Genomic DNA, 19,954 nt, shown 5'->3' on the forward strand with positions numbered 1-19,954 from the left:
AGAACAGCGTCAGGCTTTGACTTTGCCGGTCATTGTCCGTTCTAATCTTGAGCTGAATTTATTGGTTAGGGCTGACGGTATGAATAAAGCGATTTTTCTGGGCATCACGTTACTGCTAACGCTTACGGCGGCCAGAGCAGACGACGCCCCTGTTGCGCAGGATCGTACTGAACACCTGCCTGCCGCGCCTTATCTTCAGGCGGGATCGCCCACCTTTGATATGACTATCGGCCAGTTTCGCGAAAAGTATAATGCTATCTACCCAACGTTACAGATTGCTGAATATCGCGCCATCGACAACCGTGGGGACAAAAGTAATTTGACCCGCGCCGCCAGCAAGATCAATGAAAATCTGTACGCGTCGACCGCCCTTGAGCAAGGGACCGGTAAGATCAAAACGTTACAGATAACCTGGCTACCGGTTCCCGGTCCGGATCAGAAGGAAGCGCAGGATAAAGCCCGTGCGTACATGGCCGCCATGGAGCGTTTTTTCGAGCCGACGCTTAACGAAGCGCAAAGCCTGAAACGGCTGGATGATGTGCTGAGCAAAGGGAAAGGATCGCGCTATTACACTCAGGATGAGGGCGCGGTGCGCTACATCGTGGCGGACAATGGCGACAAGGGTCTGACCTTCGCCATCGAGCCGATTAAACTCGCGCTGGCCACCAACTGACCCTCCGCAAAGATGACGAAAAGCAAAGCCTTTCGTGTTTTTGATCTCTATACTGTCTGGCAGACAACGCTGCCAAGGCAGGGTAATTTAACAGCATCGCGCTAAGCGTGGAGGATATAATGCGACATCCGTTAGTAATGGGTAACTGGAAACTGAACGGCAGCAAGCATATGGTCAACGAACTGATTGCCGGCCTGCGTACAGAGCTGAGCAATGTTGACGGCTGCGGCGTAGCCATTGCCCCTCCGGTGATGTATCTGGATCTGGCGAAACACGCTATTTCTGGCAGCCATATCGCCCTTGGCGCGCAGAATGTGGGTGTGAACCTGTCTGGTGCGTTTACCGGTGAAATTTCTGCCGACATGCTGAAAGACGTTGGCGCGAAATACATCATTATCGGCCACTCTGAGCGTCGTACTTACCACAAAGAGAGCGACGAGTTCGTGGCTGAGCAGTTTGCCGTGCTGAAAGCAGCCGGTCTGATCCCTGTGCTGTGCATCGGTGAAACCGAAGCAGAAAACGAAGCGGGTAAAACCGAAGAAGTCTGCGCACGTCAGATCGACGCGGTGCTGAACACCCAGGGCGCGGACGCGTTCAACGGTGTGGTTATTGCTTACGAGCCAGTATGGGCGATCGGTACCGGTAAATCGGCGACTCCAGCTCAGGCCCAGGCGGTTCACAAATTCATTCGTGGCCATATTGCCAAAAAAGATGAAGCCGTTGCCGCTCAGGTTATCATTCAGTACGGCGGTTCTGTTAACGACAAGAACGCCGCTGAACTGTTTGCTCAGCCGGACATCGACGGTGCGCTGGTTGGCGGCGCATCACTGAAAGCAGATGCTTTCGCGGTGATCGTTAAAGCAGCTGCAGCAGCGAAAAACGCCTGATGCTCTGCCTCCTGCGCTGGTCACAGCGCAGGATATTTTCCCCTTCAGCCACACTGCTCGACCAACATTTTTAACCTCAGCGCACTGCTTTCAAATCCCCCTTTCGGCATATTGGTCACGCTAAGCACTAAGCCATAACGACGCCGTTCTGCACACTGATACCAGACGGAAAGCGCCGTTGGCGCCATGCCCCAGGCAAGCGCTTCGCGCGCGATCACGCTGTCCCGCGTGCCAGCAGGCAATTCAATGACCACGCCGAGTGCCGCACGGGTCACCGACGGGAAATGCGGTCGCAAAGCCTGCAACATATTCTCCAGCCGCTCCGCGTACAGCCGTTTCATGCGCCGTAAATGCCGCATAAAATGCCCTTCCCGTAAAAATTCAGCCACCGCATTGTGCAGCACAAAGGAGGAGGCTGGAGACAGTAAAGCCGTGACGTCGCCAAAACGGCTCGCCAGCCTTTCAGGCACCACCAGATAGCCTAAACGCAGTGAAGGGCTGAGGTTCTTACTGAAGGTGCCAATATGCAGCACGCGCTCGGTATCCAGTGAAGCCATTGCCGGCGCCGCCCGGCCATCAAGCTGGAGTTCCCCCAGATAGTCATCTTCGACAATCAGGCCATCGGTTTGCTGCGCCCACTGGATCAGCTCGCTCCTGCGCGCCAGAGAAAGCGTCATGCCCAGCGGCGCCTGCTGGCCTGGCGTCACCAGCGCGATCCGCGCTTCGGGCGCCAGCCGTTTGCCTTCATCCACCCGTATCCCTTCGCTGTCCACCGAAATGCCCACCGGCGTCACGCCGGCCATTTCCAGCGCCTTGCGTGCCAGCAGGTAGCCGGGATCTTCAATCCACGCCTGCTGGTCCCGCAGACCCAGGGTCAGGCAAATCAGTCCGAGCGCGCCCGCATAGCCGTTGGTGATCATGATTTGCGATGCCTGGCAACGAATGCCACGCGTCATCGCCAGATAGCTGACCAACTGTTCCCGCAGAATTACGCTGCCTCGGGGATCGGGATAGCTAACCGGCCGCGTCGCCATCTCGCGGGCGTGGCGGGTGAGAATGCGCGACCAGACTTTAGCCGGGAATGCGTCATCCGCCGGTACGCCCATCTGGAAGGTGAGCGGCGCTAAATCGAAGTCGTGAATAATGTCGAACAGTGGCGACATCACTTTTTGCCGGGCGCCAGGCTTCGAGGTAACCGGCAGCTGTGCCGCGACAAAGGTGCCCGCCGCGCCCTTCGCCACCAGCAACTGGCTGTCTACCAGCATATCGTAGGCATGGCGAACGGTTCCTCTTGCCACCCCAAGCTGAGCCGCAAGATCCCGGCAGGATGCCACGCGCGCGCCAGCCACCAGCCGACCTTCCCGGATAGCGGCGGTCACCTCATCGCGGATCTGCTCGCTGAGCGTCAGTTCCCCTCGTCGTGAGAGCGCAATCTGCACGGCAGATGGACCACTGTTTTTGTCAATTCCTGGCACTTTTACTGTCCCATCGAAGAAGAGAGAATCATCGCCAGCGGGGCTATTCAGCCCCTCACCTGCACCAGACCATTAAAGGAAAGAAAAATGAGCGAACGTATCGATTACACCCAGGTTGCCCCGGCTGGCATGAAAGCGCTCGGTGGCGTCTACAACTATGTAGCGCAATGCGGCCTGCCACAGGATCTGATCGAGTTGGTTTTCCTGCGCGTATCGGAAATCAATGGCTGCGCATACTGCATTGATATGCATACCAAAGCATTGCACAAAGGGGGCCTGCCGTGGGACAAAATTGTGCTGACCCAGGTCTGGCGTGAAGCGGGCGACTGGTTCACCTCGCGTGAGAAAGCAGCGCTGGCATGGGCAGAGTCACTAACCTTGATTGCCCAATCCCACGCACCGGATGCGGTCTTCGCGGAGGTTGAGGCGGCGTTCAGTGAAAAAGAGATCAGCGATATGACCATCGCCATTGGCCTGATGAATGCCTATAACCGCCTGGCGATCAGCCACCGTAAACTGCCTGACAGTGCCCCGCGCTAATGTTAAAAAGCTAAACGCGTTGCCAAAAAAAATGATCCCGCACCTTTACGGCTAAAAAGCGCGAGCCGCTGAGGGCTCGATGCCCTAACTGAACCTAAGTCGCTGATTATAAAATAGCTCTTCTGCTCTCACTTCCTCCGACCGCGCCACCCTCACGGCGCGGTATCAATGTTACTAATTTCGTTTGATTTTTCATTCTCATTTTTAATCTTTAAACAATTTTTTAATTGACTGGTAACAATGGTATATTTCTATCGCTTTAACCATTTTCAATACATTCGTTTTAATGTGTGAATTTGCTTAAAAATTACCCTGGAAAAACGAGACAGCAAAACGCGCTCCTCAGAAGCCGAAACTGTTTCACCTGCTTACCATGTTGATGATTCAACATACGGAGAAGTCGCCCTCATGCGAAATTTAGCAGTACGCCTGGCTGGCTGGTTCAACGCAATAAGTTTGGCAAAATCGGTAACGGCTGAAGAAGAGAAAAATGACGTCGATGTGTTGTTGATCGGCGGCGGAATCATGAGCGCCACGCTCGGCACCTATTTACAGGAGCTTGAGCCCACATGGCGACTTGGCATGGTTGAACGTCTGGACAGCATCGCTGAAGAGAGTTCAAACGGCTGGAACAATGCAGGCACGGGCCATTCCGCGCTGGCAGAGATGAACTACACCCCGGAAAAAAGCGACGGCTCAATTGAGATCAAAAAGGCCGTGGAAATCAATGAATCCTTCCAGATTTCCCGCCAGTTCTGGGCGTATCAGGTGCAAAAAGGCAACCTGCAAAACCCTCGCAGCTTTATCAACAGCGTGCCGCACATGAGCTTTGTCTGGGGCGACGACAATGTCGAATTCCTGAAAAAACGCTTTGAAGCCTTGCAGAAAAGCACGCTGTTCCGTGGCATGGAATATTCAGAAGATGCGGAAAAAGTCAGGGAGTGGGTGCCGTTGATGATGGAAGGTCGCGAAGCGACTGACCGCGTTGCCGCGACCCGTATTCTGACCGGTACCGACGTCAACTTTGGCGAAATCACCCATCAACTGGTGAATTCACTGCAGAAGAGCCCGCAATTCTCGCTCAAAACCAGTCACGAAGTGCGCGATATCAAGCGTAACGAAGACGGTAGCTGGAGCGTGACCCTCGCCGACCTGAAAAACAACGGTCAGGAAAAAACGCTGCGCGCCAAATATGTCTTTATCGGCGCGGGCGGCGCGGGCCTGACGCTGTTGCAGAAATCGGGCATCCCGGAAGTGAAAGACTATGCCGGCTTCCCGGTGGGCGGCGAGTTCCTGGTCTCCGAGAATCCGGACGTGGTAAAGCGCCATCTGGCGAAAGTCTATGGCAAAGCGTCCGTAGGCGCACCGCCGATGTCGGTTCCGCATCTGGATACGCGGATGCTGGATGGTAAACAGACACTGCTGTTTGGTCCGTTCGCCACCTTCTCCACCAAGTTCCTGAAGCAGGGTTCGCTGTTGGATATGTTTGGCTCGCTGACCTCTTCCAACATTAAGCCGATGCTGCACGTTGGCCTGAGCAACTTCGATCTGGTGAAATACCTGGTGGGTCAGGTGATGCTGACCGATGACGATCGCCTGAAGGCACTTCAGGAGTACTTCCCGGAAGCCAGAAAGGAAGACTGGCGTCTGGTGAAGGCCGGTCAGCGCGTGCAGATCATCAAGAAAGATGCGGATAAAGGTGGCGTGCTGAAACTCGGCACCGAAGTGGTGACGTCTCAGGATGGCACCATCTCCGCTCTGTTGGGTGCGTCTCCGGGCGCGTCAACCGCTGCGCCAATCATGATCGATCTGATGGCCAAAGTGTTTGAGGATCGCTTCTCATCGATTGAGTGGCAGGCGAAGCTGAAAACGATGATCCCATCGTATGGCAGGAAGCTGAACGGCAACGTGGCGGCGACCGAGAAAGAGCTGGCGGAAACCAGTCGTGTTCTGCAGTTGGAATACACCCCAACCTCAGCCGCGAACGATGAAGCAGAAGAAGCCAATGCGGCGGTGATCGGTAAGTAATTACTGGCCGGGCATCAGGCAATAAAGGGCGGCCTAAAGGCCGCCCTTTCCGATCAGGGGTGAATCACTTCAACTAGCATCCATAACGTCGTCGCCATCAGCGACAGTGCCATCACGGTGTTAAAGACACGCAGCTTCCACGCCACCTGCAGATGTTTCCCCAACCGGTCTCCCATCGCTGCCCAGATCAGAATGCACGGCAGATTCAGCGCCATAAACCCAATCATCACCGTCAAAATTCCGCTGCTGGCGGTGTACATCAACGCGACGTTGGTGGCCATCAGCCAGGCTTTTGGGTTAATGGCCTGGAACATCGCCCCGCCCAGCAGCGTCATCGGCTGCGCTTTCTCACGCAATTCTGGCGCGCCGCTGCGGAAAATTTTCCAAGACAGCCAGAGCAGATAAGCCGCGCCCAACAGCGTTAACGGCAGGCGAATGGCGCTCATCCACACCAGCAAGACCTCCAGCAGTAATCCCGCTATCGCCGTCTGGATCGCGCAGCCGATCATGATTCCCAGCAGCATCGGTAGCGTTCTACGCATGCCAAAATTGACGCCAGAGGTCGCCAGCATCAGGTTGTTCGGCCCAGGCGTAATCGACATAACGGTGACATAACTGAAAAAGGAGGGATCAAGCATGGTCAGTATCCTGCAGATGGTTGAGAACACCATGGTAGTGCGGGCAGCAGGATGGTAACAGATTCAGAAATACACTATTGTAATGAGTACAATGTCGAAATGACTTTCACTGTACCCATCACTAAGGCAGGCGATTGTGTCCATTGTCGAACCGCAGGAAAGTACCCTGTATCACCAGCTGGCAGAATCGCTGGCAGAAGCCATCCATAACGGCACTTTCCTGCCCGGCACGCGTCTGCCCGCGATACGTCGCTGCGCCAGTAATCATCAGGTCAGTATCAATACGGTGCTGACGGCCTACCGTATCCTTGAAGATCGCGGCCTGATCGAAGCACGACCTCAATCCGGTTATTACGTGCGTGGCATGCTGCCTTCGGTGAAAAGCAGCGGCGATCGGCGGGCGAAAGTGCGCTCTCCCAGCAGCGAGAAGCTGGATTTGATTGATGCGGTTTTTGCCGCGCAGAATCATCCGGACTACACCAATATCTCGCTGGCCTGCCCGCAGAACAGTGATTTTTTTCCCACGGCAAAAATCAGCCGCATTATGGCCTCGCTGTTACGCCGCGAGCCGGAGTTAATTGGCCGCTATGCGTTGCCACCCGGCAGCGAACGCTTACGCCGGGCCATCGCCAAACGCTCGATGGATTTGGGCATGGCGCTGGCGACCGAAGATATCACCCTGACCCACGGCTGTATGGAAGCGCTCCAGCTGGCGCTGCGGGCGGTCACCCGGCCCGGTGACTGTGTGGGCGTCGAAACGCCAACCTATTTTTACCTGTTCCCGCTGCTGGCAAGCCTGGGGCTGAAGGTGCTGGAAATCCCCACCGATCCCCAACACGGGATGTCGCTGGATGCGCTGGAGCTGCTGCTACAGGAAAAGCGGCTGCAGGCGATTGTCGCCATGCCCAACGTGCAGAATCCGCTGGGATGCAGCATGAAGCTGGACGATAAAAAGCGGCTGGCGAAGCTGGTCAACCGCTACCAGGTGCCGCTACTGGAAGACGGTTTGTACGGCGAGCTACAGTTCTGCTGGCCCCTCGCGCCTTCGGTGAAAGCCTTCGATACCCAGGGTTGGGTTCTGTACTGCGCCAGTTTTACCAAAACGGTGGCACCTGATTTCCATATCGGCTGGATTGCGGCGGGACGGTTTAGCGGTGAACTGGCCAGGCTGAAAGCCGTCTCTTCGCTGGCAGAATCGCGGTTGTTGTCAGAAACGCTGGGCCATTTTCTGGAATCAGGCGGCTACGATCATCATCTTCGCACCATGCGCCGCCGCTATGCCGCGCAGCTGGATGAGGCGCGTGGCATTATTGCCCGCCATTTCCCGCAGGGAACCCAAGCAACGCTGCCCAGCGGCGGCTTTGTCTTCTGGGTGGAGCTGCCGGCGAAAGTGGATACCGTCGAGCTGTTCCATCGCCTGTTGCAGGAGAAGATATGTCTGACGCCCGGCGCACTTTATACCCTGAGCGATCGCGGGAACAGCGCGCTTCGCCTGTCCTGCTGCTATCCCTTTGATGAGCGCTACACCTGGGCACTGAAGCGAACCGGTGCGGTGGCCTGTGAACTTAGCGGGCTGGAAGCGGGTATCGCCTGAGATTACGGCGTGCCGTTGCGGCCATAGGTCGCATAGCCTTTGCGCAGGGTCAGTCGCTCGTAATAGGCCCGCACCGCCGGAAAGTCAGGATGGTCCAGCGGCGTTTCATACCAGCGGTTAACCGACAGTCCGACCGGGATATCCGCCAGCGAGAAGGCTTTGCCCGCAACATACGCGCCGGTACGTTCCAGCTGCGCATTGAGAATGCCCATGGTATGCGACCAGCCTTTACTCGCCGCGGCCAGTAAACGCGGATCCTGATGCGCCGGAGAGTGGCGAACCAGCGACATAAAGGCATAGCGCCAGGAGGTATTCAGCTCGGTGGCCTGCCAGTCAATCCACTGATCGACGGGCGCACGGGCGCGGGGATCCTCGGGATAGAGCCAGCCGCCGCCGTACGCATTGGCCAGATAACGGATAATGGCGTTGGATTCCCAAAGGATGAAATCCCCTTCCTGTATAACCGGGATCAGGGCATTGGGATTCATGTTTTTGAAGGCGGCGTCCTGGGGGGATTTAAATCCGTCGCCCCAGTCTTCCCGGCGGAAGGCAATGTCCAGCTCTTCACAAACCCACAGCACTTTGCGAACGTTGATTGATGAGGCGCGTCCCAGTATTTTCAGCATAGTTCCGTCACTTTTTTGTGCAGCGTGGAGCTATTAATACCCATATTCGGTCAGGCTGACAATGGCTAACCCCTTGCTGCCTCAACAATGTGATTTCCGCCGGCTTAAGCAGGCAATTTTCCGTCTACTCTTGCAACATGCCAACCAGAAGGACTTTAGTGATGACACAGTTACGTGCATTTAAACAGGTTGATGTCTTTACCTCTTCACCGCTCAACGGCAATCCGCTGGCGGTGATTATGGATGCCAGCGGCCTGAGCGATGAGCAGATGATGTCCGTTGCCCGTTGGACCAATCTGTCAGAAACCACCTTCGTGCTGCCGGCTGAAGATCCCGCCGCGGACTATCGGGTGCGCATCTTCACCCCGGATCTGGAACTGCCGTTCGCCGGGCATCCGACGCTGGGTACCGCCCATGCGCTGCTCGAAGCGGGCGTCACCGTGAAAAATCCCGGCAAGATTGTGCAGGAGTGCGGGATTGGTTTGGTCACCATCAAAATTGCCGCCGAGGGTGCGCTGGCCTTTGCCGCACCGGAAGCCACGCTGACCGGGTTCAGCGATGCGCCGTTAAGCAGTGCCCTGAACAGTGACGCGCTGGAAACTCAGTTGCCGGTAATGGTGGCCGATATGGGCATTCGCTGGTTGCTGGTGCCGATGCAATCCGCTGAGGCGGTGCTGGCGATCAAACCGAATATCGTGGAGTTTGAACGGCTGTTGCGGAAAGCGCAGGTGAACGGCGTGATGCCGTTTGGCCCGCTGGACGGTTTGCCCGAGCAGTATGAAGTGCGAGGCCTGCTGGTCGAGAACGGCTCCTTCACTGAAGATCCGGTCACCGGCAGCGCCAACGCCTGTCTGGCCCGCTATCTTCAGGCACAGGGCGTTGAGCTGGATTATCGGGTTCGCCAGGGGACGGCGATGAAGCGCGCAGGCAGGCTGAGCGTCACCTACGCCAGCGATGGCCTGTGGATTGGTGGACAAACCGTCACGGTTATCGACGGGACGCTCGCCGTTTAAGCACGCCAGTCACGGCCGCCGCTCTGCTGGCGTTGGATCCAGAGAGCGGCGCCAGAGGATTACATAAACATGCCGCCGGACGCTTCAATACGTTGACCGTTGATCCAGCCGCTCTCATCGCTGAGGATCTGCGCGACGGCATTGCCGATGTCATCCGGCAAACCGACCCGTCCCAGCGCCGTTTGCGAGGCGACAAAGGCATTCACTTCCGGGTTATCACGCACCATCCCACCGCTAAAGTCGGTGGCAATCGCGCCTGGCGCGAGGATATTCACCGCAATCCCACGCTTACCCAGTTCTTTCGCCTGATAACGGGTCAGCACTTCCATCGCCCCTTTTACCGACGCATACGCACTGGAGCCTGGCAGGCTAAAGCGCGCCAGTCCGCTGGAGATATTCAGGATACGTCCGCCGTCCACCAGCAGCGGCAGCAGCGTCTGGGTCAGGAAAAACGGCCCTTTGAAATGGACATTCACCATCTCATCAAACTGCGCTTCGGTGGTCTCCTCGAAACTGGCGTGAAGTGCGGTCCCGGCATTGTTCAATAAATAATCAAAATGCTCTCTTTGCCAGACAGCGTTGAGCTGTTTTTTCACTTCAGCCGCAAAGGCCACGAAGCTCTTGCTGTCGCCAACATCCAGCTGAAGCGCCACGGCACGGGCTCCGAGCGCCTCAATACGCTGCACAACCCGATCGGCTTCCGGCTGCTTGCTACGGTACGTCAAAATGACGTCAACGCCTTTAGCGGCCAGTTTCAGGGCGGCATTCTCACCTAAACCCCGGCTTCCGCCGGTGATCACTGCGATTTTATGGCTCATTTTCTTCTCCAGTCTGTTTCTGTGGACAAAAAACAGGATATTACCTCCGTTCTGATCTATAAATGTCCTGAATGACGCTTCACTGTTTCATTCCGGACAACAACAGGCGCAAAAATGGATAAAATTCACGCAATGCAGGTGTTTGTCAGAGTCGCGGAGTTGCAGAGCTTTACCCGCGCGGCAGACAGCCTGGGTTTACCGAAAGGCAGCCTGTCGCGTCAGTTACAGGCGCTGGAAAACAGCATGGGAACGCGACTGCTGCACCGTACCACCCGCCGCGTGCAGCTGACCCAGGATGGACTGGTGTATTACGAGCGCTGCCGTGATGTGCTGGCCACGCTGGAAGAGATGGATTCCCTGTTTCAGCACGATCCCACCACGCTCAGCGGCCGGCTGCGGGTGGATATGTCGGTCAGCCTTGCCAGTAATTTCATCCTGCCGCTGCTGCCGCAATTCTTGCAGCAATACCCGGGGATCGAGCTGGAGCTGAGCAGCAGTGACCGCCGTGTCGATGTGATTCGGGAAGGCTTTGACTGCGTGATCCGTGGCGGCACCCTGGGCGACTCCGGGCTGATCGCGCGTCCGTTAGGGAAAATGACGCAGATAAATTGCGCCAGCCCTGACTACCTGGAACGGTTTGGCACCCCACAGACCCTCGACGATCTGGGACAACATGCGATGGTGCATTACAGCCAGCAGCTGGGCGTCCATCCGCAAGGATTTGAGTACTGGGACGGCAAAACAACCCGCTTTATCCAGACCGGCGGCGCGGTCACCGTCAACAATACGGTAACCTACCAGTCGGCCTGTCTGTCCGGACTTGGCATCATTCAGGCGCCTCTCGCCGGAATGAAAGCGTCACTGGCCAACAAAACCCTGGTGGAAGTTCTGCCGCATTTTCGGGCTGAACCGATGCCCATCTCGCTGATATATCCCCACCGCCGTAACCTCGCCCGTCGGGTGCACGTTTTTATGGAATGGATCACTCAGACGATGAAAAAATACGTTACCTGAGTGCGGGGCTATAATTTCAGGCAGGTACATTCATTTGAAGGACATGAAGAAGGTGACATGAAGGAAAACCAATCCGCTGAAAACCAGCAAGAAGACAAACCGCTGATCAATATCAAGACAGGCAATCACACCGTTGATAAATCCATTACCCGGGTTTCAAAGCTGGCGAGTTGGTTCCAGGCCATTCCCGCCGTGGCGCATTTCCTGCGCGCGGGTGAACGCTTTAACGATCGACTGGGTAGCCAGTTTGGCGCGGCGATTACCTATTTCTCATTTCTCTCGCTGATCCCGATCCTGATGGTCTCCTTTGCCGCCGTCGGTTTTGTGTTGGCGTCTAACCAGGACCTGCTGACGCAGTTGATCAATAAGATCGTCGACAATATCAGCGATCCCACGCTGGCCTCGACGCTGAAAAACACCGTTAATACGGCGATTCAACAGCGTACTACCGTCGGGCTGACCGGCTTGTTCATTGCGCTCTATTCCGGGATTAGCTGGATGGGCAATCTGCGCGAGGCGATCCGCGCCCAGTCGCGCGATGTCTGGGAAAGAAACGAGCAGGACAAAGAGAAAATCTGGCGGCGCTATTCCCGCGACTTTATTTCGCTGACCGGACTGGTGCTGGCGCTGATTATCACGCTGTCACTGACATCTATTGCCGGCGCGGCGCAGGATATGATTGTGCGGGCATTAGGACTGGAGGGAATCGACTGGCTGAAACCGGCGATGACGCTGATTGCGTTGTCGATTTCCATTCTGGCGAACTATCTGTTGTTCCTGTGGATTTTCTGGATCCTGCCACGGCATAAGCCGCGTAAAAAAGCGTTATTCCGTGGGACCTTGCTGGCGGCGATTGGCTTTGAAGTGATTAAATTCATTATGACGCTGACCCTGCCTAAGCTGGCGTCTTCGCCTTCCGGCGCAGCTTTTGGGTCGGTGCTGGGACTGATGGCCTTTTTCTACTTCTTTGCCCGTCTGACCCTGTTCTGCGCCGCGTGGATTGCCACGGCGAAGTACAAGGACGATCAACCCATCGAGCCAGCGGCTAAAAAAGCCTGAGGCAGGGATTTAAGGGCAGCGTGGGTTGCCCTTAAGACTTGAGGATGCTGCAACTGTGGTCCTGCAACTCTTCAGCAGAACCCCGGTTCATCAGCAACAGATTACGTTTGATCACCATCATCACGCGACGGCCATCTGGCAGCGCCGCAACGGCAATGCCGTATTTGTACATCTCTTCCCGCGCGCCGGGTATCTCTCTGGCGAGACGCAGAAACGGACTCATCTTTTTGATCTCGTCGCGGGTAACCGCCCGCACCTGATAGGTATGCCCAGCCAACTGCTCGGATTGCCATAGGCTGGTCAGTTTAGGGCTGAGGCTGTCCAGCTGTTGGCGAATATCCGGGCGCAGGCAGGAGATATGAATATGCAGCTGATTCTGCGTTCTTCCCCGCTCTGAATTAATGCTTAACGCATAGGCACTGTCATTGATGGGCGCACCGCGCTTTTCTTCCATAAAATGACGCGAGCGCCAGGCTTCCGCAAAGAAATTAGGCGTAGCAGGATTGAGTAAGGCCGGACTTTCAATACCGGTAATCTTTTCCACCGGCATTAATAAAAACTGCAGAGGACCAACGCGATCTTTCAGGACCACATAACCATTGCGCAAGTCGACCTGACGACAGGGTGTGGGATCGTTATTTTGATTTTGGTTAGGCACACATTTTTGACTGACAATTTTCCATAACGCATCCGAATTGTTTTTATAATTCAACGCGATCGAGGCACAGCCCGCCGTCAAAATTACCCCTGCAATACCCACTACAATCAGGACCCGCTTTCGCCCCTGCATCATTGAAACCTCTGCTCATAATCTGCTCGTAATGTAAACGAATTACGGATAAAGATCATGTCAAATAATCAATCGCGGTGACCATTTTTCTGGGCGGGGATAAATCGACTTAAGGCAGTATTCGGAAGGGTTCGGAAAGGGTAAGGAAGGCGTAAATAAGCAGTAAAGACCGTGGATAAGGCAAATCAGGCGGTGAAGGTATTCACCGCCTGGGTAACAATTAATCGGGTTTCATAATCTGGTCGTAAGTGCCACCATCGGCAAAGTGTGTTTTCTGGGCCTGAGTCCAGCCGCCAAACTTATTATCAATGGTAAACAATTTCACCGGCGCAAAGGTGCTGGCAAACTTCTTCGCGACCTCAGGATCGCGCGGGCGATAGTAGTTCTCTGCCGCGATGGTTTGACCCACTGGCGAGTAGAGATACTTCAGGTAGTCATCGGCCACTTTACGGCTGTCACGCTCGTCGACCACTTTATCCACCACGGATACGGTCGGTTCCGCCAGGATTGATTCACTTGGCGTCACGATCTCAAACTTGTCTTTACCCAGCTTGTTCACCGCCAGATAGGCTTCGTTTTCCCACGCGATCAGCACATCGCCTAAGCCACGTTCTACGAAGGTATTGGTCGCGGCACGCGCGCCGGAATCCTGAACCTCAACGTTTTTATACAGGGCTTTGACGTAAGCCTGCGCTTTCGCCTGATCGCCATGGTTCTGATCCAGTGCCCAACCCCATGCCGCCAGATAGTTCCAGCGTGCGCCGCCGGAGGTTTTTGGATTCGGACTGATCACCGACACGCCAGGTTTGATCAAATCACCCCAGTCGTGGATTTGCTTTGGATTGCCTTTGCGGACCAGGAAGACGATGGTCGAGGTGTAAGGAGCAGAGTTGTCTGGCAGACGTTTAATCCAGTTTTTGTCGATACGACCGCGTTCAGCAATGGCATCCACATCAGATTCTAACGCCAGCGTAACCACATCGGCACGAATGCCGTTGATAACGGACGTCGCTTGCTTACCGGAGCCACCATGGGATTGACGGACGACAACATTGTCACCTGTTTCCTGCTTGTAATGCGCGCTGAAGGCTTTGTTGTACTGTTCGTACAGCTCACGCGTTGGATCGTAAGAAACATTCAGCAGCTGAATATCTTTCGCCAGCACGCTGGTTGAAGCCAGTAACAGGGTAAATCCCACACTCCACTTATTCATTACTCTCTCTCCCAAAGGTTTTCGCTGTAGGAGAGCCTGACACAAACCTATCCACGATTTAAAGAATTAAAAACAAGCTTTAATAACCTAATGGAATATAGCAAGGCAGTAAAAAGGCGCTGGGTTTCAGCGCCTTGATTTTGCTTAATAAAGCTTCTTGGCGGTATCCAGCCAGTCACCTTTGAAGGGACGCTTCATGTTTTCAATCGCATCGATGATGTCGTGGTGCACCATCTTCTCATTCTGAATACCGACACAACGGCCGCCGTAGCCCTGCAACAGCAGCTCAATCGAGTAGGCGCCCATGCGGGATGCCAGGATACGGTCGTAAGCGACCGGCGCACCGCCGCGCTGGATATGGCCCAGCACCGTTGAACGGGTCTCACGCTTGGTTTCAGCTTCAATGTATTTGGCCAGCTCATCGATATCGCAGATGTGCTCGGTAATGGCCACGATAGCGTGCTTTTTACCTTTGGCGATGCCCGCTTTGATCTCTTCTACCAGCTCTTCGCGGGTGTAAGGGATTTCAGGCAATACGATAAATTCACAGCCACCGGCGATGGCCGCAGCCAGCGTCAGATCGCCACAGTAACGGCCCATCACTTCAACGATGGAAATACGCTGGTGAGAAGAAGACGTGTCACGCAGACGGTCAATCGCTTCGACGACGGTTTCCAGCGCGGTGAAGTAACCGATGGTGTAATCCGTTCCGGCCACGTCATTATCAATGGTGCCCGGCAAGCCGATGCACGGGAAACCCATCTCAGTAAGACGCTTGGCGCCCATGTAAGAACCATCACCACCGATAACTACCAGCGCATCAATCCCGCGCTTTTTCATGTTCTCGATGCAAACGGTGCGCACTGACTCTTCACGGAACTCCGGGAAACGCGCGGAGCCCAGGAAGGTGCCGCCACGGTTAATCATGTCAGATACGCTGTAACGGTCCAGATTGGCCATGCGATCTTCATACAGGCCCAGATAGCCATCGTAAACGCCACACACTTCCAGGCCTTCGCTCAGGGCGGCACGGACCACGCCCCGGATGGCTGCGTTCATTCCTGGCGCATCGCCACCACTTGTCAGTACACCGATTTTTTTAATCATGACAACCTCTGAACTTGTTGATGCAAAATTAGAATTCTGAGCGCCCTGGAAGGTCGGCGCATAGGCGATCTTACCCACTAATGATGGCAATAGTATATCAAAGCCAGGCAGCTGAATTGATTCAGGTCAGTCATGATTCAGCTATTTTTTTTGCGCCGCGTCACGTTTTTCACAATCATTGCGCTAACCCATTTATTTCCCAAGGAATTATAGATCAAGTCCCCGCGCCCTTTCAGCCGGTACCACCGAGCAGGGATCCTGATGAATGATCACATCCGACCCCGGAAAGCGGCTTAACAATGCCTTTTCAACGTCTTCTGCCATTTTGTGCGCCTGATAAAGGGGCAAATTATCGTCCATTTCCAGATGCAGCTGAATAAAACGGGTTGGGCCCGACTGACGGGTACGGATATCATGCGCGCCCTGAACGCCCGGCCAGTTTGTGGCGATATCAATGATCGTCTGACGGTCCTCATCCGGCAACGCCCGATCCAGCAACGCCTGAACGGCATCGTAGCCCATGCGCAATGCGCTGGTTAAAATCCACACGCCAATCCCCAGCGCAAACAGCGCATCCGCACGCTTAAAGCCGTACCAGCTTAGCCCCAACGCCAACAGAATGGCCCCGTTCATGATCACATCAGACTGGTAATGCAGCATATCGGCGCGGATAGCCACGCTGCGGGTGCGCTTAACCACCCAACGCTGGAAAGTGACCAACATCAGAGTGGAAAACAGGGCGATCAAGGTGACGACGATACCGATTAACGGTCCGCGCATTTCATTGGGCGTCGCCAGGTGTTGGAGACCGGTGAGGAACAGGAACAGTGCAGAGCCGGAGATAAACATGCTTTGAGCCAGCGCGGCCAGCGATTCTGCCTTGCCGTGACCAAAGGTATGCTCGCGGTCAGCAGGCTGAAGGGAGTAGCGGACCACAAACAGATTGGTCAGTGAGGCGGCGATATCGACGAGGGAGTCGACCAGGGCGGCCAGCAGGCTGACGGAGCCGGTGTACCACCAGGCAAAAATCTTCACCAGCAGCAGCACCGAAGCCAGCATCGTGGCGGCCAGTGCGGCGCGATTCACCAGACGTGCGTAGTGTTGATCCATGCCACACTCCCTTAAGTTGAGTGCGTAAGTATACTGGATTTCAGGCAAAAAAAAGCCCCGCCATCATGGCGGGGAAGACAGGGATGGTGTCTATGGCAAGGAAAAACAGGGATACTATGTTACTGGTTACTGCCGGTACTACTCACTGCCTGCAGCGATGACGCCTGCTGCATGTTCGTTAGCTTGCGCATTTCACTCATGCGCTGCTGATGTTTCTCGTTTAAAACGTCCTGCTGGGCTGGTGTTAACAGGTGGTACATCTGGTTGCGTATCCGGGCCATTTCTACCTGCCGCGAGACTTCCGCCTGTGCAATCTTATCCAGCTGAGCTTTGTAGGCCGCTTCATCAAATTTATCTGCAATAATCTTCTCGTGCAGTTGTTCTAAATCGTTAATACTTATGGAAGAACGTTCATGACGCGCCTGTTGCATCAAATCTCGCATCTGTTGACGCTGCTGTTCGGTGAGATTGATGCCATCAAACATGTGACTCTGCGGAATTTGCGTCATACTGCGTGTCGCCGCGTTGTCTTGATGCATCTCGTCAGTCGTCGTCACTGCTGCAGAACAGGCGGCGGAGAAACTGATTATCAGCGCCGGAACCACAACGACGGCGGTAACTTTGCGCATCGTTTACTCCCAGGTTGGTTTCCATTTTCGATTCAACGAGAGCCAGTCTACGGCGCCCGCTGCAAACATGCGTCAGCCGGTGTAAAACTACGTAAAGTCATGGAATGACAGCATTCGTTCACGGTATTTTGCCTGCGGAGGGCAATAAAAATGAATAAAATCCTGTTGGTTGACGATGACCGCGAATTGACTTCGCTGCTGAAAGAATTACTTGAAATGGAAGGGTTTGACGTTCTGGTTGCCGGCGACGGCGAGCAGGCACTCACCCTGATTGATAACACGATAGATCTTTTACTGCTCGACGTCATGATGCCGAAGAAAAACGGTATCGACACCCTGAAAGAATTGCGTCAACAGCACCAGACGCCGGTCATTATGCTGACGGCGCGCGGAAGCGAGCTGGATCGCGTTCTGGGCCTCGAACTGGGTGCAGATGACTATCTGCCTAAGCCATTTAACGATCGCGAACTGGTGGCGCGTATACGCGCTATTTTACGCCGTTCAAACTGGAGCGAGCAGCAACAGCAACACGATAACAGCTCACCGACGCTGGAAGTCGATCACCTGCGCCTGAATCCAGGCCGCCAGGAAGCCAGCTTCGACAGCCTGACGCTGGATTTGACCGGGACAGAGTTCACGCTTCTGTATCTGCTTGCCCAGCACCTTGGACAAGTGGTCTCCCGCGAACATCTGAGCCAGGAAGTGCTTGGAAAACGCCTGACGCCGTTCGATCGCGCGATCGATATGCATATCTCTAACCTGCGCCGAAAACTGCCGGACCGCAAAGATGGTCATCCCTGGTTTAAAACCCTGCGTGGCCGCGGCTATCTGATGGTTTCCGCTACATGATTTCAAGCCTGACCACCCGCATCTTCGCTATTTTCTGGCTGACCCTGGCACTGGTGTTGATGCTGGTTTTAATGGTGCCAAAGCTGGATACCCGTCAGATGACGCCGCTGCTGGATAACGAGCAGCGTCAGGGCACCATGATTGAACAACACGTTGAAGCGGAGTTGATGCAGGATCCGCCCAACGACCTGATGTGGTGGCGCAGACTGTTTCGCGCAATCGACAAATGGGCTCCGCCTGGTCAACGGCTTTTACTGGTCACCAGTGAGGGTCGCGTGATCGGCGCACAGCATAACGAAATGCAGGTGATCCGTAATTTTATCGGCCAGTCTGATAACTCCGATCATCCGCAGAAAAAGAAATACGGCCGCGTTGAGATGGTTGGCCCCTTCTCGGTTCGCGACGGAGAAGATAACTACCAGCTTTACCTGATCCGCCCGGCGGGCAGCTCACAGCTGGACTTTATCAATCTGTTGTTTGACCGTCCTCTGCTGCTGCTGATTGTCACTATGCTGATCAGCTCGCCATTGCTGCTTTGGCTGGCCTGGAGCCTCGCTAAACCGGCCCGTAAGCTCAAGCATGCTGCCGATGATGTGGCGGCCGGTAACTTGCGTCAGCGTCCCGAACTGGAATCCGGCCCGCAGGAGTTTCTGGCGGCCGGTGCCAGCTTCAACCAGATGGTCAGCGCCCTGGAAAGAATGATGACCGGTCAGCAACGTCTGCTGTCGGATATCTCACATGAACTGCGTACGCCTCTGACTCGCCTGCAGCTGGCCACCGCACTGATGCGCCGCCGTCAGGGTGAAGGCAAAGAGCTGCAGCGTATTGAGATGGAAGCACAGCGGCTCGATGGCATGATCAACGACCTGCTGGTGCTCTCCCGCACTCAGCACAAAAATGCGCTGGTCAGCGAAGCGATGAAAGCCAACCAGCTGTGGTCCGGCGTGCTGGATGATGCCAAGTTTGAAGCCGAGCAGATGGGCAAAACGCTGGACGTGCCCTATCCGCCTGGCCCATGGCCGCTGTACGGTAACCCGAGTGCGCTGGACAGCGCGCTGGAGAATATCGTCCGCAATGCGCTGCGCTACTCCTACTCCAAAATCGCCGTCAGTTTTTCGGTGGATAAACAGGGCATTACCATCCACGTTGATGATGATGGCCCAGGCGTCAGCGCGGAAGATCGTGAGCAGATTTTCCGGCCGTTCTACCGCACTGATGAAGCGCGCGACCGTGAATCCGGTGGAACCGGCCTGGGGCTGGCGATTGTCGATACCGCCATCCAGCAACACCGGGGTTGGGTCAAAGCGGATGACAGCCCGCTGGGCGGTCTGCGTCTGACAATCTGGTTGCCGCTCTATTCCAGCAAAGCCTGATTGTTTGCTATGCTTCGGCCCTCGCTAATGAGGGCCGTTGTCGATGCTGAATATCGTTTTATTTGAACCTGAAATCCCACCCAATACCGGGAATATCATCCGTCTTTGCGCCAATACCGGCTTTCAACTGCACCTGATTGAGCCGCTGGGCTTTGCCTGGGATGATAAGCGCCTGCGCCGTGCGGGGCTCGATTATCATGAGTTCACCGCCATCAAACATCACGCTGACTATGCTGCGTTTCTGTCTGCAGAAGCGCCACAGCGGCTGTTTGCGCTCACCACAAAAGGCACGCCCGCGCACAGCGCGGTGAGTTATCAGCCGGGTGATTACCTGTTGTTTGGACCGGAAACGCGGGGATTGCCAGCCGACATTCTCAATGCGCTGCCGGCACAGCAGAAAATCCGAATCCCGATGCAGCCGGACAGCCGCAGCATGAATTTGTCTAATGCCGTCTCAGTGGTGGTATACGAGGCGTGGCGCCAGCTGGATTACGCTGGCGCAGTGGTGAAGGCGTAAA

The 19,954-nt window shown here is 55.3% G+C and carries 20 protein-coding genes; 11 read left to right on the forward strand and 9 right to left on the reverse strand.

From position 1 onward, the window contains the following. Positions 1–79: 79 nt before the first annotated feature. Entirely contained in the window at positions 80–673 is a 594-nt protein-coding gene (locus ACXKZG_RS22145) for a DUF1454 family protein (protein ID WP_013200183.1), read from the forward strand. A gap of 119 nt (positions 674–792) precedes the next feature. Next, positions 793–1,560 carry a triose-phosphate isomerase gene (gene tpiA, locus ACXKZG_RS22150; protein WP_013200182.1) on the forward strand — a complete coding sequence of 256 codons (768 nt, stop codon included), beginning with the start codon at positions 793–795 and terminating at the stop codon, positions 1,558–1,560. Positions 1,561–1,604: 44 nt separating this feature from the next. Here the strand turns inward: tpiA and pdxR are convergent, their stop codons facing one another. Beyond that, positions 1,605–3,035, reverse strand: coding sequence for a MocR-like pyridoxine biosynthesis transcription factor PdxR (gene pdxR / locus ACXKZG_RS22155; RefSeq protein WP_488875473.1), 1,431 nt, complete (start codon positions 3,033–3,035; stop codon positions 1,605–1,607). Between the two features lie 87 nt (positions 3,036–3,122). Here pdxR and ACXKZG_RS22160 point away from each other — a divergent pair, with 87 nt between their 5' ends. Continuing rightward, the gene (locus tag ACXKZG_RS22160; protein WP_013200180.1) at positions 3,123–3,575 is read left to right on the forward strand and encodes a carboxymuconolactone decarboxylase family protein; all 453 of its coding nucleotides are present in this window, start codon (positions 3,123–3,125) and stop codon (positions 3,573–3,575) included. A gap of 408 nt (positions 3,576–3,983) precedes the next feature. After that, positions 3,984–5,603: a malate dehydrogenase (quinone) gene (gene mqo, locus ACXKZG_RS22165; protein ID WP_106382042.1), complete on the forward strand. Its 1,620-nt coding sequence runs from the start codon at positions 3,984–3,986 to the stop codon at positions 5,601–5,603. A 53-nt stretch (positions 5,604–5,656) separates the two neighbouring features. On the opposite strand, the gene ACXKZG_RS22170 is transcribed toward mqo, so the two are convergent. Continuing rightward, the gene (locus ACXKZG_RS22170) at positions 5,657–6,241 is read right to left on the reverse strand and encodes a LysE family translocator (protein ID WP_013200178.1); all 585 of its coding nucleotides are present in this window, start codon (positions 6,239–6,241) and stop codon (positions 5,657–5,659) included. A 136-nt stretch (positions 6,242–6,377) separates the two neighbouring features. Here ACXKZG_RS22170 and ACXKZG_RS22175 point away from each other — a divergent pair, with 136 nt between their 5' ends. Then, positions 6,378–7,835, forward strand: a complete 1,458-nt coding sequence (locus tag ACXKZG_RS22175) for an aminotransferase-like domain-containing protein (RefSeq protein WP_134823161.1) — start codon at positions 6,378–6,380, stop codon at positions 7,833–7,835. Between the two features lie 2 nt (positions 7,836–7,837). Here the strand turns inward: ACXKZG_RS22175 and ACXKZG_RS22180 are convergent, their stop codons facing one another. Further along, the gene (locus ACXKZG_RS22180; RefSeq protein ID WP_013200176.1) at positions 7,838–8,461 is read right to left on the reverse strand and encodes a glutathione S-transferase family protein; all 624 of its coding nucleotides are present in this window, start codon (positions 8,459–8,461) and stop codon (positions 7,838–7,840) included. Between the two features lie 161 nt (positions 8,462–8,622). On the opposite strand from ACXKZG_RS22180, the gene ACXKZG_RS22185 reads away from it, so the two are divergent. Beyond that, on the forward strand, positions 8,623–9,474 hold the full coding sequence (locus tag ACXKZG_RS22185) for a PhzF family phenazine biosynthesis protein (RefSeq protein WP_134823159.1): 852 nt from the start codon (positions 8,623–8,625) through the stop codon (positions 9,472–9,474). Between the two features lie 59 nt (positions 9,475–9,533). On the opposite strand, the gene ACXKZG_RS22190 is transcribed toward ACXKZG_RS22185, so the two are convergent. Further along, complete coding sequence (locus ACXKZG_RS22190) at positions 9,534–10,292, reverse strand: SDR family NAD(P)-dependent oxidoreductase (protein ID WP_013200174.1); 759 nt, start codon at positions 10,290–10,292, stop codon at positions 9,534–9,536. 114 nt (positions 10,293–10,406) lie between these two features. On the opposite strand from ACXKZG_RS22190, the gene ACXKZG_RS22195 reads away from it, so the two are divergent. Together ACXKZG_RS22195 and yhjD are read left to right on the forward strand one after the other, a co-directional pair. Beyond that, complete coding sequence (locus ACXKZG_RS22195) at positions 10,407–11,306, forward strand: LysR family transcriptional regulator (protein WP_013200173.1); 900 nt, start codon at positions 10,407–10,409, stop codon at positions 11,304–11,306. A 57-nt stretch (positions 11,307–11,363) separates the two neighbouring features. Beyond that, positions 11,364–12,365 (forward strand): inner membrane protein YhjD, encoded by a 1,002-nt coding sequence (gene yhjD, locus ACXKZG_RS22200; protein WP_455916762.1) that lies wholly within the window; start codon positions 11,364–11,366, stop codon positions 12,363–12,365. Between the two features lie 31 nt (positions 12,366–12,396). On the opposite strand, the gene ACXKZG_RS22205 is transcribed toward yhjD, so the two are convergent. The 5 genes from ACXKZG_RS22205 to cpxP all read right to left on the reverse strand — a co-directional run bounded on the left by ACXKZG_RS22205 (position 12,397) and on the right by cpxP (position 17,214). Then, complete coding sequence (locus tag ACXKZG_RS22205; protein ID WP_488876293.1) at positions 12,397–13,155, reverse strand: CDP-diacylglycerol diphosphatase; 759 nt, start codon at positions 13,153–13,155, stop codon at positions 12,397–12,399. A gap of 220 nt (positions 13,156–13,375) precedes the next feature. Next, positions 13,376–14,368 (reverse strand): sulfate ABC transporter substrate-binding protein, encoded by a 993-nt coding sequence (locus tag ACXKZG_RS22210; protein WP_106382037.1) that lies wholly within the window; start codon positions 14,366–14,368, stop codon positions 13,376–13,378. A gap of 144 nt (positions 14,369–14,512) precedes the next feature. Further along, positions 14,513–15,475, reverse strand: coding sequence for a 6-phosphofructokinase (pfkA, locus tag ACXKZG_RS22215; RefSeq protein ID WP_013200169.1), 963 nt, complete (start codon positions 15,473–15,475; stop codon positions 14,513–14,515). Between the two features lie 207 nt (positions 15,476–15,682). Next, positions 15,683–16,585, reverse strand: coding sequence for a CDF family cation-efflux transporter FieF (gene fieF / locus ACXKZG_RS22220; RefSeq protein ID WP_488875474.1), 903 nt, complete (start codon positions 16,583–16,585; stop codon positions 15,683–15,685). Positions 16,586–16,704: 119 nt separating this feature from the next. Then, complete coding sequence (cpxP, locus tag ACXKZG_RS22225) at positions 16,705–17,214, reverse strand: cell-envelope stress modulator CpxP (RefSeq protein WP_013200130.1); 510 nt, start codon at positions 17,212–17,214, stop codon at positions 16,705–16,707. 150 nt (positions 17,215–17,364) lie between these two features. Between cpxP and cpxR the strand changes: the two genes are divergently transcribed. From cpxR to trmL, 3 genes are read left to right on the forward strand one after another with little or no spacing between them, the layout of a single operon-like run. Next, complete coding sequence (cpxR, locus tag ACXKZG_RS22230) at positions 17,365–18,063, forward strand: envelope stress response regulator transcription factor CpxR (RefSeq protein WP_013200129.1); 699 nt, start codon at positions 17,365–17,367, stop codon at positions 18,061–18,063. Further along, positions 18,060–19,436, forward strand: a complete 1,377-nt coding sequence (cpxA, locus tag ACXKZG_RS22235; protein ID WP_013200128.1) for an envelope stress sensor histidine kinase CpxA — start codon at positions 18,060–18,062, stop codon at positions 19,434–19,436. Before cpxR ends, cpxA begins: the two co-directional genes overlap by 4 nt. 43 nt (positions 19,437–19,479) lie before the next feature. Continuing rightward, positions 19,480–19,953 (forward strand): tRNA (uridine(34)/cytosine(34)/5-carboxymethylaminomethyluridine(34)-2'-O)-methyltransferase TrmL, encoded by a 474-nt coding sequence (gene trmL / locus ACXKZG_RS22240; RefSeq protein ID WP_013200127.1) that lies wholly within the window; start codon positions 19,480–19,482, stop codon positions 19,951–19,953. The last annotated feature ends 1 nt before the right edge of the window (position 19,954 follow it).

The organism is Erwinia sp. 2186 (assembly GCF_057812255.1).